Consider the following 15,668-nt stretch of genomic DNA (forward strand, 5'->3'; position numbering starts at 1 on the left):
GCTTTGAGGAGCTGCGTCCAGTGCGGACGCAGCTTTTTTTTCGCCGCGAATGACGTGCTGACGCCCTGTGTCACTCGATCCGCAAGCCGACCTTGAGCGTCACCTGCCAGTAGGTAACCTTGTCGTCTTCGATCTGGCCCCGCGTTTCCGTGACTTCGAACCAGTGCAGGTTGCGCAGCGTCTTCGACGCTTTGGCGATCGCGGTTTTGACGGCGTCGTCGCTCGACACGGTCGACGAGCCGGTCAACTCGATCTGCTTATAGACGTGGTCTGACATGAACTTCCTCCTTTGGTCTTCGTTGATGTCCAGAAAGTATAGGCAACGAGCGGCGCGGCACCTGCCCATTGCACCCGCGACGGGTGCCGCACATCGTGTGCCCGGTAGGTCGTGACCATGACGGCGCGCGGCCGTTATCATGTTCGCGCAACTCAATCTGACAGCCGACGAGGTTCGAAAGTGGAAATTGGTTTTTGCGGTCCCGGCCTGATGGGCGCGCCGATGATCCGGCATCTGCTGCGCGCGGGGCATGCCGTGCATGTGTGGAACCGCACGCGGGCCAAGGCCGAGGCGCTGATGGCGGACGGCGCGAGCGTGGTCGATACGCCGCGCGAGCTGGCCGGGCGCTGCGACGCGGTGCTGCTGTGCGTCGCGGATGCGGCGGCGGTGGAAGAGACGGTGTTCGGCGCAGCGGGGCTTTTGAGCGCAGGCGCCGAGGCGCCGCTGCGGTTGCGCTGGATCGTCGATCACTCCAGCATTCCACCGGCCGCGACGCGCGGGTTCGCGCAGCGCGCGGCGGCGTTTGCGGCTTCATTCGGAGCTTCATTCGCGGCTCCGTCCGCGTCCGCAGTGGCTCGCGATGCTACGGCCCCCGGCGCGGCGCGCATCGGCTGGATCGACGCGCCGGTGTCGGGCGGCGTCGCGGGCGCGCACGCCGGCAAACTGGCGGTGATGGCCGGCGGCGCCGCGGCCGATGTCGACGCCGTCAAGCCGCTGCTCGACGCCTACGCGTCACGCGTCACGCATATGGGCGGGGTCGGCGCGGGGCAAACCGCGAAGCTGTGCAACCAGACCATCGTCACCGCGACGGTCGCGGCGATTGCCGAGGCGGTGAGCCTCGCGCAGCGCAGCGGCCTCGACGCCGCGAAACTCACCGAAGGTCTCGCCGGCGGCTGGGCCGACTCGGTGCTGCTGCAGACCTTCGTGCCGCGCATGACCCAGACCGGCCTCGCGCCGATCGGTGCATTCCGCACGTTCCAGAAGGACGTCGACACGGCCGCCGCCGCCGCGTATGAGACCGGCACGCCGATGCCGGTGTCGTCGACGGTCCAGCAATTGCTGCGTCTGGGCGCGGCGATGGGGCTCGCCGAGGCCGACCTGTCGGCCTTCATCGACGTTCTGCAGACGCCGCGCGGCGGCGCTGCGGGGTAGCGCAAGGTGCGCGCGGGTTGAAATCGCGATAACCTGCTAAAATATTGGGTTTTTCGCCGATATCACATTCAAAGGGACGCGCCGTGCTGTCTACTGCCAATATCACCATGCAATTCGGGCCGAAGCCCCTCTTCGAGAACATTTCGGTCAAATTCGGGGAAGGGAACCGCTATGGCCTCATCGGTGCGAACGGCTGCGGTAAATCCACCTTCATGAAGATTCTCGGTTCCGACCTGGAACCGAGTTCGGGCAACGTGATGCTCGAGCCGAACGTTCGCCTCGGCAAGCTGCGCCAGGATCAGTTCGCGTACGAAGACGTGCGCGTGCTCGACGTCGTGATGATGGGCCACACCGAAATGTGGGCCGCGATGACCGAGCGCGACGCGATCTACGCGAACCCCGACGCCACCGACGACGACTACATGCACGCCGCCGAACTCGAAGCGAAGTTCGCCGAATACGACGGCTACACCGCCGAAGCGCGCGCGGGCGAGCTGCTGCTCGGCATCGGCATCGCGATCGAGGACCACAGCGGCCCGATGAGCAACGTCGCACCCGGCTGGAAGCTGCGCGTGCTGCTCGCGCAGGCGCTGTTCTCGAAGCCGGACGTGCTGCTGCTGGATGAGCCGACCAACAACCTGGACATCAACTCGATCCGTTGGCTGGAAGACGTACTCAACCAGTACAACTCGACGATGATCATCATCTCGCACGACCGGCACTTCCTGAACCAGGTCTGCACGCACATGGCCGACATGGACTACGGCACGCTGAAGGTCTATCCGGGCAACTACGACGACTACATGCTCGCGAGCACGCAGGCGCGCGAGCGTCAGCAGAACGCCAACGCGAAGGCCAAGGAACGCGTGGCCGATTTGCAGGACTTCGTGCGCCGCTTCTCGGCGAACAAGTCGAAGGCGCGTCAGGCCACCAGCCGTCTGAAGATGATCGACAAGATCAAGATCGAGGAATTCAAGCCGTCGTCGCGGCAGAACCCGTTCATCCGCTTCGAGTACGAGAAGAAGCTGCACAACATCGCGGTGGTGGCCGAGAAGATCTCCAAGAAGTACGAGCGCAGCATCTTCAACGACTTCAGCATCAGCGTGCAACCGGGCGAGCGTATCGCGATCATCGGCGAGAACGGCGCGGGCAAGACCACGCTGCTGCGCTCGCTGCTGGGCAAGCTCACGCTCGATCACGGCGCGGTGAAGTGGGCGGAGAACGCGAACGTCGGCTACATGCCGCAAGATACGTACGAAGAGTTTCCGGACGACGTCACGCTGATGGACTGGATCGACGGCTACCGCAAGGAAGGCGACGACGAGCAGATGGTGCGTGGCACGCTCGGCCGCCTGCTGTTCAATGCCGACGACATCCGCAAGTCGGTCAAGGTGCTCTCGGGCGGCGAGAAGGGCCGCATGATCTGGGGCAAGCTGATGCTGGGCCGCCACAACGTGCTGATGATGGACGAGCCGACCAACCACATGGACATGGAATCGATCGAGTCGCTGCAGATCGCGCTCGACAAGTTCGAAGGCACACTGATTTTCGTGTCGCACGACCGTGAGTTCGTGAGCGGCCTCGCGAACCGGATCATCGAAGTGAAGACCAATGGCACGTTGAATGACTTCGGTGGCAACTATGAGGACTTCCTGACGAGCCAGGGCGTGCAGTAAGCGTCATCGACGCACATGCTGCTCAGGTTACGCAGCAGTCACGCTGCACCGCAAAGCCCGCTTCTTCGAAGCGGGCTTTTTTCATGTGCGCGCCCAAACGCGCATCGCATTCAAGATCTGCTTCACATGACCGGCATCAACCAAACGATGCGCGCGCCCCGTTCATTCGCAGCCGTCTTGACCTGACGCAAAGCAGCCCGCGTCCGACAGCCGATCATCAACGGTTTGATCATTCGTCATCGGGCCAGTCATGCTCAACACTCAGTCTTTCCCGCCGCTGGTGATCCGCGGCCGCTCGCTGCTGCCGATCGTGCAAGGCGGCATGGGCGTCGGCATCTCAGCCCACCGGCTGGCCGGCAGCGTCGCCCGTGAGGGTGCGCTCGGCACCATCGCCAGCATCGATCTGCGCCACCATCATCGCGACCTCGTCGAGCTGTGCCGCCAGTCGCCCGATACGACGACGCTCGAACAGGCCAACCTCACCGCGCTGGAGCGCGAAATCCGCGCGGCCAGAGTCATCAGCGACGGGCGCGGGATGATCGCCGTCAACGTGATGAAGGCGGTCAGCGCGCAAGCGGACTATGTGCGCGTGGCCTGCGAGAGCGGCGCCGATGCGATCGTGATGGGCGCGGGCCTGCCGCTCGATCTGCCGGACATGACCGAAGGCCGCGACGTCGCGCTGATCCCGATCCTGTCGGATAGCCGCGGCGTCTCGCTCGTGCTGAAGAAGTGGATGAAGAAGGGCCGCTTGCCCGACGCGGTCGTGGTCGAACATCCGGCGCACGCGGGCGGGCATCTCGGTGTCGGCAATCTCGCTGATATGCATGACCGACGCTTCGACTTCCTGCGCATTCTCGAAGAGCTCGAAACCGTGTTCGCATCGCTCGGCCTGAATCGCCGGGACGTGCCCGTCATCGTCGCGGGCGGCATCAACAGTCACGAGGCCGTGCGCGAGCTGCTGAACGCGGGCGCGAACGGCGTGCAGCTCGGCACGCCGTTCGCCGTCACCGAGGAAGGCGATGCGCATCCGAACTTCAAACGCGTGCTGGCCGAAGCGACGCCCGACGACATCGTCGAATTCATCAGCGTGACGGGGCTGCCCGCGCGCGCGGTGAAAACGCCGTGGCTGATGCGCTATCTGCGGCATGAAGCGAAGATCCGCGAGAAGGTCGGCGCGCTGAAGCACGCGTGTCCGACCGCGCTCGAATGCCTGAGCGTGTGCGGCTGGCGCGACGGGATCGAGAAGTTCGGCCACTTCTGCATCGACACTCGGCTCGCCGCGGCCTTGCGCGGCGACGTGGCCAACGGCCTGTTTTTTCGCGGCCGCGAAGCGTTGCCGTTCGGCACGGCGATTCGCAGCGTCCACGATCTGCTCGAACTGCTGCTGACCGGCGCGACGCGGCCGGCTGTCGCAGGGCGATGGTCGTTCTCGCTGGGTTGATACGGGTCAACGCGCTGCCTGACGGGAACTTCGACAATCTCCGCGCGATATCAATCATTCATCACGCGGGGAAGCACATGAAGGACTCGTTCAGAAAAAAAATCAAGGCCGCCGCTGTTGCAGCGAGCCTGCTATGCACGGCGGCGCTCGCGCCCCACGCGCACGCCGCGGACGACGACGCGCTGAGCGGCATCCACGCCGGCGACGTGCTCGTGCGTCTGCGCGCGATCAGCATCGTGCCGAACGTGGACACCAGCCAGACGCTGTCGGCGCTCAACGTGGGCGTCAATAACGCCATCGTGCCCGAGCTGGATCTGACCTACATGATTCGCGACGACCTCGGCGTCGAGCTGATTCTCGCCACGTCGCGCCATCAGGTGACGTCGAGCCTCGGCGGTCTTGGCGGCGTGAACGTGTTGCCGCCCACGCTGCTGCTGCAATATCACTTCAACCACGCGGGGCGCATTCGGCCTTATCTCGGCGCGGGTCTCAACTACACGCTGTTCTATAACAACGGGCTGAACGCAGGCGGCGCGCCGATCTCGATCAGCAATCACAGTTTCGGCCCCGCGTTGCAGGCCGGTGTGGACGTGCAGGTCACCAGGTCGCTGTTCGTCAATGCGGACATCAAGAAAATCTGGATGCACACGGATGCGTCGCTCGGCGGCGAGCCGCTCGGCCGGCTAAGCATTGATCCGGTGATCGTCGGTTTGGGCGTCGGGATGCGATTCTGACTGGCGCGCGGCACGAGCCGCGCTCGCCATGCAAAACGCCGGGGGTGCAGCTCAGTTCCAGCTGCACCCCCGGCGTCTTTTTGTCGCTGCCTTTTTGAGGCGCTGCGCCCATGTCGATCGGGGGGGGCGCAGCGCAAACGGCTACAGCCTGTCGTTCTGAAAGCGCATGGCCGTGCCTTCCTGCTCGATGCGCAGCCACACCATGCGCTTTTCCTCGTCGCTCAGGAACACCCAGTTGGACACTTCGGCGGCGGTGCGGCCGCAGCCTTTGCAAACCTCGTCGAACAGCGTGGAGCACACGCCGATGCACGGACTGTCGGGAAGATCGTGAAGATTCGATGCCATCGGAAACCTTGGAGCGGAGAAGCGAAGTCCCGCTATGTTAACCGATGCGCGGCGCGCTTCGCTGTGACGAGCAGCAGGGCCCGGATTCGAGTGTGGGCTGTTCGTGTGCGTTCAGCGGCGAGCGGCGGATTTTCCCTCGACGGCCACGCGCCAGCAACGCCGAGTCACGCGCCAAACACTACACGCCAAACGCCAGTTGCCACAGCAACGCCCCATTGAGCGCGACGATGAACCCTGCGCACAGCCACGCGACCACGAGCGGCACGCCGCGCACGCGCCAGCCGTGCATCAGGTCGGCGTTCGACGTGGAGCGGATCAACGGCACGACCGCGAGTGGCAATTGCAGGCTCAGCACCACCTGGCTCGCCACCAGCAACTGGTTGGAACCGTGCTGGCCGAAAAGCGCGACCGCGAACAGCGCAGGCCCGATCGCCAGCGCGCGGGTGAGCAGCGCGCGCTTCCAGCGCGGCAGCCGGATCTGCAGAAAGCCTTCCATCACCGCCTGACCGGCCAGCGTGCCGGTGACCGTCGCACTCAGCCCGCACGCCAGCAGCGCCGCCGCGAACAGGATGCTGGCCCAGTGCGTGCCGACGAGCGGTGCGATCAGGCGGTGGGCGTCGGCGAGATCGGTCACGTCGCGATGGCCGCTTGCGTAGAACACCGCGGCGGCCACGATCAGCAGCGCGGCGTTGATCACGAAGGCAAACGAAAGTGATGCGAAGGTATCGATGTTGACCACCTGCAACGCGGCCTTGATCTGCGCGTCGCTGCCTTCGGGCGCGTGATGCTTGACGAGCGCCGAGTGCAGATAGAGGTTGTGCGGCATCACCGTCGCGCCGACGATGCCCGCCGCCAGCCACAGCATGCCCGCGTTGCGCAGCAGCTCGACGCTCGGCGCGGTGCCGGCCAGCGCGGCGTGCCAGTCGGGCCGCGCGAGCGCCAGCTGAACCACGAAGCACAGGCCGACGAAGCCGATCAGCGCCGCGATCACCGCTTCGAGCTTGCGGCCGCCTTTCTGCTGAAGCGCGAGCAGCGCAAACGTGCAGACCGCCGACATCAGCACGCCGACGGTCAGCGACACGCGGAGCAGCAATTGCAGTGCGACGGCGCTGCCGACTACCTCGGCGACATCGCACGCGATGATCGCGACTTCGCTGGTCAGCCACAGGAACAGGGTGCCGCGCCGGCCGGTGCGCTCGCGGCAGATCTGCGCGAGATCGCGGCCGGTCACGACGCCCAGGCGCGACGACAGCCATTGCAGCAGCATCGCCATCAGGCTCGACAGCAGCACCATGCCGAGCAGGCGGTAGCCGTAGCCCGCGCCGGCGCCGAGCGCGGTCGCCCAGTTGCCGGGGTCGATATAGCCGACCGCGATCAACGCGCCCGCGCCGATGAACGAAAACCAGTGCGGAGGACGCGCCGGGCCGCCGTCAGGCAGACGCCGGCGGCGGTTGGGTCGCAGCGCGAATGGGTTGGTGTTCATCTGTGCCTGAGGTTCGGGATCGCATCCTCTCGCAAGCCATGTGCCCAATGGCCGCTGGGTGGGCGGCGCAGGCGCGGCGGAGCCGGGGTGGCGGCGCGCTGGGCGGCGTGCCGGCAGTCGGTCTCCTGACGGCTATTGTGCACCGTCGAACGGCTGATGGCTCATGCTCGTCCCCGGCGCGGGTGGGAGCAATGGCATCGGGTCTTGCATGGAGAGCCGGTCGCAATCCATAAGCAAGCACAAGCACGAGCACGCCGACCGACCACCCATCCGCCTCAACTTGACAACGAGATAACAACGCGAACGCCGTCTGCGTTTTTTTCGGGTAGACACGCGCCGATAACCCGCTAAAATTGCGCGCATTTTCCAATGGTGCGGCTTGGGCTGTACCGTTTGCGCGACAGTCGGGTATTTTTTTTGGAGCGCGCAATAATTGATGGTAGTTTTCGGGTTTTTCAGGGGAGCCGCGCGCGATGCCGCGGCCTGAGTGACGACGGTCGGCGCGAGCCGGTCACGATCGGAGAACGGGATGAAAAAACGGGTAGTGGGACAAGTGGCCGCGCTGATGCTGTGCGCGATGCCATGGTTGACGGCCGCAGCGAAAGATACGCAGCTGAACGTGTATAACTGGTCCGATTACATCGCCAAGGACACCATTCCGAACTTCACCAAGCAGACCGGCGTCCAGGTCAAATACGACAACTACGACAGCGACGACACGCTGCAAGCGAAGCTCCTCACCGGCAATTCCGGCTACGACATCGTCGTGCCGACCAGCAACTACGCCGGCAAGCAGATCGCCGCGGGCATCTTCGAGCCGCTCGACAAGTCGAAGCTGCCGAACCTGAAGTACCTCGACCCGTCGCTGATGGCGCTCGTGGCGGGCGCCGATCCGGGCAACAAATACGTGGTGCCCTGGGCGTACGGCACGACCGGTCTCGGGTACAACGTCACCAAAGTCCAGCAGATTCTCGGCAAGAACACGCCGCTCGACAGCTGGGACATCCTGTTCAAGCCGGAAAACATTTCGAAGCTGAAGGCCTGCGGCGTGTCCGTGCTCGACGCGCCGGACCAGATGTTCGCGGCCGCGCTGCATTACATCGGCAAGGATCCGATGAGCACGAACCCGGCCGACTACCGCGCCGCGCTCGAAATGATGAAGAAGATCCGCCCGTACATCACGCAGTTCAACTCGTCGGGCTACATCAACGACCTGGTCGGCGGCGACGTATGCTTCGCGTATGGCTGGTCGGGCGACGTCGTGATCGCCAAGCATCGCGCGGTCGAAGCGAAGAAGCCGTACAAGATCGAATACTTCATTCCGAAGGGCGGCGCGCCGGTCTGGTTCGACGTGATGGCGATTCCGAAGGACGCGAAGCACAAGGAAGCCGCGCTCGAATGGATCAACTACATCGAAACGCCGCAGGTGCACGCCGCGATCACCAACGCCGTCTACTATCCGAGCACGAACCTCGAAGCTCGCAAGTACGTGGACAAGGATGTGGCGAACGACCCGGCGGTGTATCCGTCGCCTGAAACCATCAAGACCCTGTTCCTGCTCAAGCCGCTGCCGCAGGAAATCCAGCGGCTGCAAACGCGGTTGTGGACTGAGTTCAAGTCCGGCCGCTGACCCGCGGCAGCAGAACGGGTAAGCATCATCATGAAGCCCTCGGTGTTCACCGGGGGCTTTGTTCGTCAAACGCCGGAGTGAAGCAGCATCATGATAAGTAGTGACCAGTCGGGCGCGCTGGCCGGGACGGGCGCGCCGCCCGCGGGCCTGCACGCCGTTACGGGCGTCGGCACGGGCGACGCAGCGGACCAGTTCATCCAGATCGTCGACGTCGTGAAGAAGTTCGGCGAGACCGTGGCGGTCAAAGGGGTCAACCTGTCGGTGAAGAAGGGCGAGCTGTTCGCGCTGCTCGGCAGTTCGGGCTGCGGCAAGTCGACCTTGCTGCGCATGATGGCGGGGCTCGAGACCGTGACCTCGGGCAAGATCCTGATCGACGGCGAAGACCTTGCGCAATTGCCGCCGTATCGCCGGCCGGTCAACATGATGTTCCAGTCGTACGCATTGTTTCCGCACATGACGGTGGAGGCGAACGTCGCCTTCGGTCTGAAGCAGGAAGGCGTGCCGAAGGCCGAACTGAAGGAGCGCGTGCAGACGGCGCTCGAACTCGTGCAGATGGGCCGCTTCGCGAAGCGCAAGCCGCATCAGCTGTCGGGCGGCCAGCAGCAGCGCGTGGCGCTGGCGCGTTCGCTCGTCAAACGGCCCAAGCTGCTGCTGCTCGACGAGCCGATGTCCGCGCTCGACAAGCAGATCCGCCAGCGCACGCAGATCGAGCTGGTCAATATTCTCGACAAGGTCGGCGTGACCTGCATGATGGTCACCCACGACCAGGAAGAGGCGATGACGATGGCGGACCGCCTCGCCGTGATGAGCGAAGGCGAGATCGTGCAGCTCGGCACGCCGCATGAAGTGTACGAGTATCCGAACAGCCGCTTTTCGGCGGAGTTCATCGGCTCGACCAATCTGTTCGAAGGCCATACGGTCGAGGACGAACCCGACTACGTGTTCATCGAAACGCCCGACCTGCCGTGCCGCCTGTACGTGAGCCACGGCATCACCGGGCCGCTCGGCATGCCGGTGACCATTTCGGTGCGCCCCGAGCGCATCGCGCTCACGCGCAAGCCGCCCGAAGGCGCGTACAACTGGGGCAAGGGCGTCGTCACGAATATCGCTTATATGGGCGGCTATTCGCTGTACCACGTGAAGCTCGACGGCGGCAAGACGGTGATCGCGAACGTGACGAGCCTCGCGCTCACCGAGATCGATCCGCCCACGTGGGGCGATGAAGTGTACGTGCGCTGGAGCGCGTCGGCCGGCGTGGTGCTGACGTCATGAAGCGCGTGCTCGATGCCTTCGTCAGCTGGCCGGTGCGGCGCTTCAATCTGACCGGCCGCAGCGCGGTGGTGGCGGGGCCGTTCGTCTGGCTGCTACTGTTTTTCCTCGTGCCGTTCCTGCTGGTCGTGAAGATCAGCTTCGCCGATTCGCAGCTCGGGATTCCGCCGTACACGCAACTGGTCAACTTCGCGGAAGGCGCGATTCACATCACGCTCGACCTGTCGCATTACGCTTTTCTGCTGACCGACAGCCTCTATTTCGCGACCTATGTGAATTCGGTGGTGGTCGCCGCGATCTCGACCGTGCTGTGTCTGTTGATCGGTTATCCGATGGCGTACTACATCGCCCGTTCGAATCCGGCGAGCCGCAACGTGTTGATGATGGCGGTGATGCTGCCGTTCTGGACGTCGTTCCTGATTCGCGTGTACGCATGGATCGGGATCCTGAAGAACAACGGCTTGCTGAACAACTTCCTGATGTCGACCGGGCTGATCCATTCGCCAATCGAGCTGTATCACACGAACACCGCGGTCTATATCGGCATGGTGTATTCGTATCTGCCGTTCCTCGTGATGCCGCTCTACGCGCATCTGGTGAAGATGGACCTGACCCTGCTCGAAGCCGCGTACGACCTCGGCGCGAAGCCTTGGAAGGCGTTCTGGCAGATCACGTTGCCGTTGTCGAAGAACGGCATCATCGCCGGTTGCCTGCTGGTGTTCATCCCGGCGGTGGGCGAGTACGTGATTCCTGAATTGCTGGGCGGCGCGAACACGCTGATGATCGGTCGCGTGATGTGGAATGAGTTCTTCGACAACGCCGACTGGCCGATGGCCTCCGCGGTGACGTGCGCGATGGTGTTGCTTCTGCTGGTGCCGATGGCCTTGTTCCAGCACGCGCAGGCGAAGGCGATGGAGGAAAGGCGCTGATGAAGCCGAACCGGATTTTGCAGTTGATGGCCCTCGGGATCGGGTTTCTGTTTCTGTACATCCCGATCGTAAGCCTGGTGGTGTATTCGTTCAACGAATCGCAGCTGGTCACCGTGTGGACGCGCTTTTCGACGCGCTGGTACGCGGCGCTGCTGAGCGATGACGAGCTGATCACGGCGGCCTGGCTGTCGTTGCGGATTGGGTTGCTGACGGCGTTCGCGTCGGTGATCATCGGCACGTGGGCCGGTTTTGTGCTCGCCCGCATGGGACGGTTTCGCGGTTTCACGCTGTATACCGGCATGATCAACGCACCGCTGGTCATTCCCGAGGTGATTCAGGGCATCTCGTTGCTGCTGCTGTTCATTGAAATGGCGAAATGGTTGGGGTGGCCGGCGGGGCGCGGCATTTTCACGATCTGGATCGGCCATGTGATGCTGTGCATTTCGTATGTCGCGATCATCGTGCAATCGCGCGTGAGGGAGTTGCACCCTTCGCTCGAAGAAGCCGCGCTGGACCTCGGCGCCACGCCGCTGCGCGTGTTCTTCTTCATCACGCTGCCGTTGATTTCGCAGGCGCTGGTGTCCGGCTGGCTGCTGTCGTTCACGTTGTCGATCGACGATCTGGTGCTGTCGGCATTCCTGTCCGGCCCCGGTTCGACGACGCTGCCGCTGGTGGTGTTCTCGCGCGTCCGGCTCGGGCTGAACCCGGAAATGAATGCGCTCGCGACGCTGTTCATCGCGGTCGTGACGGTTGGCGTGGTGGCGGCCAACTACTTCATGCAGCGCGCGGAGCGCAGGCGCGCAGTGATGGCGGTTTAAACCGGCCTGCGTCGCGCGGACCGCACGTTCAGTGCGCCGCGCGACGCACGCCCGCGTTCAAACCTTGTACCCGATCCGCACGCCGCCCCAATGCCGTCCGCCGACGAACACCGGCGCCGACGCATCCTTCATCAGCACGAACTGGCCGCCGCCCATATCGCGGCGGTACGTCTGCAGTAAAAACTTCTTCGTATGCGACGCGGCCGCAATGCCGGTGCGATCGTCGAACATGCGCCGGTTGCGGCAGTTCGCCATGTTCCACACGACGTCGTCGCGCGGCGGCAGCGAGAACTTCAGATTGTGAGTCGGCAGATAACCCCGCGCATCGACCGCGGCGCAGAACGCGACACGCGGATCGAGGTCGAGCAGAGGCTCCTGGATTGCAGGCAGCACGCGGTCGGTGAACGCGGTGAAGCGTGTCAGGAACTGCGGCGGGTTGGTCCCCGTCACCGGCACGTAGTGCTGATCGAACAGGTCTTCGAGCGATACCTCGCCGCGCGTCACCGCCGCGTCGAATAGCTTGCTCACCGCCGCGGCGGCCTGCTGCACTGCTTCGATGAAGCGTGTGTCGTCGGTTTCGACGCCGGTCGCCGCGGTCAGCTCGATCAGCGTCTCAGAGACGCCGACCAGATTGCCCAGACGGTCTTTCGCCTGCACGAAGTTTTTACTCGAGTCCTCGACGCCGCTCGCCATTTCCAGCACCTGCGCTTCGAGCCCGTCGCACTGCGTTTCGATTTCGCCGGTCAGCGCCGCGATCTGGCCGGCCTCGTTGTTCAGGTGCGCGATTGCGTCGCCCGTTGCATGCACGACGTCGCCGATCTTGCGCGTGCCTTCGCGTACGCGATGCGCCCGAGCGGTGTTCACCGAGCCTTCGTTGATCAGCTGTTCGGTCTGCTGCGTGAGCTGTGCGAGGGTCGTCTCGATCTGCCCGGTGGCCTGCGCGGTTTTCGCCGACAGGTTCTTCACTTCGGCGGCCACCACCGCGAAGCTCCTGCCGGAGTCCCCGGCGCGGGCGGCTTCGATCGCGGCGTTCAGCGCGAGCAGATGAGTCTGGCGGGCGATCAGCGAGATCTCCTCGGACACCCGGCTCACATGCGCCAACGCGCTGCGCAGCGCGCCGATCTGGCTTTCGATCACCGTCACGCCTTCGACCAGTCCGTGAATGTCGGCGAGCGATGCTTCGAGCGTTTGCTGCGACTGTTGCACGCCGGTCGCGGCTTCGGCCGATACGTTGCTCATTTCGCGCGCGGCCGCGGCAATGCGGTGATTGCCCGCGAGCGTTTGCGCGGCGGACTCGCGCAGCGCCCGGCAGACTTGCGCCTGACGCTGCACGCGGGCGGCGACTTCCTCGACGTGGCCCGATACGTCGCAGATCTCGATACCCAGTTTGCCGGCTTGCGCGGCGATATCGCCGACGACCGTGTGCGAACGGGCCGCTCGGCGAAAACTGAAACGCGTCATGGTCGTCTCCTTGATGGCGCGGGTGGTGCAGGGGGGCGTGCGTGCGGGTGACCCGCTACCGGCGCCGTCACCCGGCGTGGCTGCGGCGAGTTATCCGTGCATTTACGGCACGCATTCAACCGACTTGATACGGGGTATCCCGCAGTCGTTATCATGTGCGCTCATACCGAACCGCGGTTCGCAGCCCTTTCGTTTTCTTACCGGCAATCCATGATCGACTCTTTCGCACGCGTTTCGGGCTGGGATCAGCTCTATTACCTGTGGGAGCTGATCGTGCTGCTCTGCAAGTTTCTGTGGGGGCTGCTGCGCTTGTTGGGCGGCGGGTGAGTGTGATCGGGCGGGTGAGCACGGGTGAGGCGAGGGCCGACGTGAAGGCGGGCGAGATTCGCGCGCTGACGCTGCGCGCTACGTTGTTGATGACAGCCTCGCGGTGACGCGCGGCGATGGATGCGGGCGTGGCCTAATCGATGCCTGTCATGCTGGTTATTTCCCTTTTGTGCGAGGGCGAGTGAGCGCGCCGGCCACGCGCCACGCTGTCAACGCGCGAAGCGATAGTCGCCCGGCCGCACACGCCGGGTGCGTTTGCGAAAGCTGAACGTGAACCCTGGCCACAGCGCGGTGACCTTGCCGCCCGTCGTCTGATACCAGCTATGGCAGCCGCTGACCCACACGGAGTGCCGCATTTCCTTTTGCAGGCGCGCGTTGAAATCACGTTGCACGTCGGGCCGAAGATTCATCGTGCGGGCGTTGCGCTCGCGCAGAACGCGCAGGCAGTCGGCGATGTATTGCACTTGCGACTCGATCATGTAGATCATCGAGTTATGGCCGAGCAAGGTGTTCGGGCCGACGAGCATGAAAAAGTTCGGGAAGTTCGCGATGCTGACGCCGAGGTAGGCCTCGGGACCGTCGCGCAGCCACATCGCGCCGAGGTCCGCGCCGTCGATGCCAATCACTTCGAACGGCGCGCCGACGTCGTTGACCTGGAAGCCCGTGCCGCAAATGATCGCGTCCGCGCGGCGATGTACGCCGTCGTCGGTGACGACGCCGTCCGCGACGATTTCGCGGATGCCGGCCGTCACCACGTCGACATTCGGCTGGCTGACGGCGCGATAGTAGTCGCTCGACAGCAGTACGCGCTTGCAGCCGAGCCGGTAGTTCGGCGTGAGTTTCGCGCGCAACGCCGGGTCCTTCACGCTGTGTTCGAGGTAGTGTCGGCTCAGTTTCATCGGCAGCGCCATCAGCTTCGGGTTGACCACGAATCCGAGCGCGCGCGATTCGAGCTGCCAGTAGATCGCACTGCGCACGAAGCGCTGCGTGAGAGGCAGATGGCGGAATAGCCAGCGGGCGCGCGGAGCAACCGGCTTGTCGGCCTTCGGCATGATCCACGGCGCGCTGCGCTGGAACAGATCGAGGTGCGCGACGCGCGGCTGGATTTGCGGCACGAACTGGATCGCGCTCGCGCCGGTGCCGATCACCGCGACGCGTTTGCCTTCCAGCGCATACGTATGGTCCCAGCGCGCCGAATGAAACAGCTTGCCTGCGAAGCGTTCGAGCCCGGCGATCCGTGGCAGCGCCGGACGGGACAGCGCGCCGTTCGCGGCGATCAGCACATCGGCTTCGCTATATTCGCGCGTGCCGTTCGCGATGATCTCGATGCGCCAGAGCTGGCGCGCATCGTCGAAACGCGCAGCGGCCACTTTCGCGTTACAGCGCACGTAACGCGCCACGTCATACTTGCGCGCGCAATGCTTCAGATACGCGAGGATTTCCGCCTGGCCGCCGAACGCGCGCGACCACGCCGGATTCGGCTCGAACGAAAACGAATAGAGATGGGAAGGCACATCGCAGGCCGCACCGGGATAGGTGTTGTCGCGCCACGTGCCGCCGATGTCGCCGGCCGCCTCGTAAATCGTGAACGACGTGAGGCCCATCTGCTGCAGACGGATCGCCATGCCGAGCCCGGCAAAGCCGCTGCCGACAATCGCAATGCGTGGCGCGGTGGACGGGGCAGAGAGAGCTGACGTCACGGCAGTCTCCGGCATGGGGCGATGGGAGAAAACATGGGTTTGAACGAGAGCGGCTATGTGTCTACCCAGTGTCATAACGTGCAGGGTAGACAACTGTATACACGGCGTCGAGATCGCTTAGAGGGCTGCTATCAAACGCGCACACCGCGCAGCGATTTAAAGCTTATGAAATCCGCACCCAAAGTGGCAGCCGATGTCGGCACCGGCACGTCCGCTGCCGCACAGGAGTTGCCGGCCGGCAAGCGCAAACGGATCGAAGCCGCGCTGCGGCTGACCGCCGGCGGCCGCAGTTTCGCGAGCCTGGGTTTGCGCCAACTGGCGCGCGAGGCAGGGCTCAATCCCAACACGTTCTACCGTCATTTCGACACGCTCGACGATTCGGCGCGCGAGGCCGTTGAATCGGTGAGCCGGCGCTTGCGGCCGAAT

13 protein-coding genes and 1 pseudogene are annotated in these 15,668 nt (G+C 64.3%); 9 read left to right on the forward strand and 5 right to left on the reverse strand.

Translation table 11 applies throughout. The features are described from left to right. Window positions 1–70: 70 nt before the first annotated feature. Window positions 71–277, reverse strand: a complete 207-nt coding sequence (locus tag FVF58_RS12400) for a dodecin (RefSeq protein WP_149670196.1) — start codon at window positions 275–277, stop codon at window positions 71–73. Window positions 278–457: 180 nt separating this feature from the next. Here FVF58_RS12400 and FVF58_RS12405 point away from each other — a divergent pair, with 180 nt between their 5' ends. The 4 genes from FVF58_RS12405 to FVF58_RS12420 all read left to right on the forward strand — a co-directional run bounded on the left by FVF58_RS12405 (window position 458) and on the right by FVF58_RS12420 (window position 5,280). Next, entirely contained in the window at window positions 458–1,429 is a 972-nt protein-coding gene (locus tag FVF58_RS12405) for an NAD(P)-dependent oxidoreductase (protein WP_149670197.1), read from the forward strand. An 83-nt stretch (window positions 1,430–1,512) separates the two neighbouring features. Then, a complete protein-coding gene (locus FVF58_RS12410) occupies window positions 1,513–3,105 on the forward strand; it encodes an ABC-F family ATPase (protein ID WP_149670198.1) in 1,593 nt (530 codons plus the stop codon). Between the two features lie 250 nt (window positions 3,106–3,355). Next, on the forward strand, window positions 3,356–4,546 hold the full coding sequence (locus FVF58_RS12415) for an NAD(P)H-dependent flavin oxidoreductase (RefSeq protein ID WP_149670199.1): 1,191 nt from the start codon (window positions 3,356–3,358) through the stop codon (window positions 4,544–4,546). A 77-nt stretch (window positions 4,547–4,623) separates the two neighbouring features. Further along, on the forward strand, window positions 4,624–5,280 hold the full coding sequence (locus FVF58_RS12420) for an OmpW/AlkL family protein (protein ID WP_149670200.1): 657 nt from the start codon (window positions 4,624–4,626) through the stop codon (window positions 5,278–5,280). Between the two features lie 141 nt (window positions 5,281–5,421). On the opposite strand, the gene FVF58_RS12425 is transcribed toward FVF58_RS12420, so the two are convergent. Together FVF58_RS12425 and FVF58_RS12430 are read right to left on the reverse strand one after the other, a co-directional pair. Next, window positions 5,422–5,625, reverse strand: coding sequence for a DUF1289 domain-containing protein (locus tag FVF58_RS12425; RefSeq protein ID WP_149670201.1), 204 nt, complete (start codon window positions 5,623–5,625; stop codon window positions 5,422–5,424). A gap of 178 nt (window positions 5,626–5,803) precedes the next feature. Continuing rightward, the gene (locus tag FVF58_RS12430; protein ID WP_149670202.1) at window positions 5,804–7,108 is read right to left on the reverse strand and encodes an Nramp family divalent metal transporter; all 1,305 of its coding nucleotides are present in this window, start codon (window positions 7,106–7,108) and stop codon (window positions 5,804–5,806) included. 529 nt (window positions 7,109–7,637) lie between these two features. Here FVF58_RS12430 and FVF58_RS12435 point away from each other — a divergent pair. From FVF58_RS12435 to FVF58_RS12450, 4 genes are all read left to right on the forward strand, one after another. Next, window positions 7,638–8,738 carry a polyamine ABC transporter substrate-binding protein gene (locus tag FVF58_RS12435; protein WP_149670203.1) on the forward strand — a complete coding sequence of 367 codons (1,101 nt, stop codon included), beginning with the start codon at window positions 7,638–7,640 and terminating at the stop codon, window positions 8,736–8,738. 90 nt (window positions 8,739–8,828) lie between these two features. Continuing rightward, window positions 8,829–10,010 (forward strand): ABC transporter ATP-binding protein, encoded by a 1,182-nt coding sequence (locus FVF58_RS12440; RefSeq protein ID WP_188130801.1) that lies wholly within the window; start codon window positions 8,829–8,831, stop codon window positions 10,008–10,010. After that, window positions 10,007–10,936 (forward strand): ABC transporter permease subunit, encoded by a 930-nt coding sequence (locus FVF58_RS12445; RefSeq protein WP_149670204.1) that lies wholly within the window; start codon window positions 10,007–10,009, stop codon window positions 10,934–10,936. Before FVF58_RS12440 ends, FVF58_RS12445 begins: the two co-directional genes overlap by 4 nt. Then, window positions 10,936–11,754, forward strand: a complete 819-nt coding sequence (locus FVF58_RS12450; protein WP_149670205.1) for an ABC transporter permease subunit — start codon at window positions 10,936–10,938, stop codon at window positions 11,752–11,754. Before FVF58_RS12445 ends, FVF58_RS12450 begins: the two co-directional genes overlap by 1 nt. A 57-nt stretch (window positions 11,755–11,811) precedes the next feature. Here the strand turns inward: FVF58_RS12450 and FVF58_RS12455 are convergent, their stop codons facing one another. After that, window positions 11,812–13,215 carry a methyl-accepting chemotaxis protein gene (locus FVF58_RS12455; RefSeq protein ID WP_149670206.1) on the reverse strand — a complete coding sequence of 468 codons (1,404 nt, stop codon included), beginning with the start codon at window positions 13,213–13,215 and terminating at the stop codon, window positions 11,812–11,814. Window positions 13,216–13,751: 536 nt separating this feature from the next. Further along, on the reverse strand, window positions 13,752–15,257 hold the full coding sequence (locus FVF58_RS12460) for a flavin-containing monooxygenase (protein WP_188130802.1): 1,506 nt from the start codon (window positions 15,255–15,257) through the stop codon (window positions 13,752–13,754). A 150-nt stretch (window positions 15,258–15,407) separates the two neighbouring features. On the opposite strand from FVF58_RS12460, the pseudogene FVF58_RS12465 reads away from it, so the two are divergent. After that, a pseudogene (locus tag FVF58_RS12465) lies at window positions 15,408–15,665 on the forward strand (TetR family transcriptional regulator); the annotation flags it as partial. Window positions 15,666–15,668: the final 3 nt, after the last annotated feature.

The sequence above is a fragment of the Paraburkholderia panacisoli genome (assembly GCF_008369935.1).
Taxonomy (GTDB): Bacteria; Pseudomonadota; Gammaproteobacteria; order Burkholderiales; family Burkholderiaceae; genus Paraburkholderia; species Paraburkholderia panacisoli.

Bases quoted from the DNA above. Each gene is read 5' to 3' on its own strand.
- FVF58_RS12400 (WP_149670196.1), bottom strand. From the start codon at position 277: ATGTCAGACCACGTCTATAAGCAGATCGAGTTGACCGGCTCGTCGACC.
- FVF58_RS12415 (WP_149670199.1), top strand. From the start codon at position 3,356: ATGCTCAACACTCAGTCTTTCCCGCCGCTGGTGATCCGCGGCCGCTCG.
- FVF58_RS12420 (WP_149670200.1), top strand. From the start codon at position 4,624: ATGAAGGACTCGTTCAGAAAAAAAATCAAGGCCGCCGCTGTTGCAGCG.
- FVF58_RS12425 (WP_149670201.1), bottom strand. From the start codon at position 5,625: ATGGCATCGAATCTTCACGATCTTCCCGACAGTCCGTGCATCGGCGTG.
- FVF58_RS12430 (WP_149670202.1), bottom strand. From the start codon at position 7,108: ATGAACACCAACCCATTCGCGCTGCGACCCAACCGCCGCCGGCGTCTG.
- FVF58_RS12435 (WP_149670203.1), top strand. From the start codon at position 7,638: ATGAAAAAACGGGTAGTGGGACAAGTGGCCGCGCTGATGCTGTGCGCG.
- FVF58_RS12440 (WP_188130801.1), top strand. From the start codon at position 8,829: ATGATAAGTAGTGACCAGTCGGGCGCGCTGGCCGGGACGGGCGCGCCG.
- FVF58_RS12445 (WP_149670204.1), top strand. From the start codon at position 10,007: ATGAAGCGCGTGCTCGATGCCTTCGTCAGCTGGCCGGTGCGGCGCTTC.
- FVF58_RS12450 (WP_149670205.1), top strand. From the start codon at position 10,936: ATGAAGCCGAACCGGATTTTGCAGTTGATGGCCCTCGGGATCGGGTTT.
- FVF58_RS12455 (WP_149670206.1), bottom strand. From the start codon at position 13,215: ATGACGCGTTTCAGTTTTCGCCGAGCGGCCCGTTCGCACACGGTCGTC.
- FVF58_RS12460 (WP_188130802.1), bottom strand. From the start codon at position 15,257: ATGCCGGAGACTGCCGTGACGTCAGCTCTCTCTGCCCCGTCCACCGCG.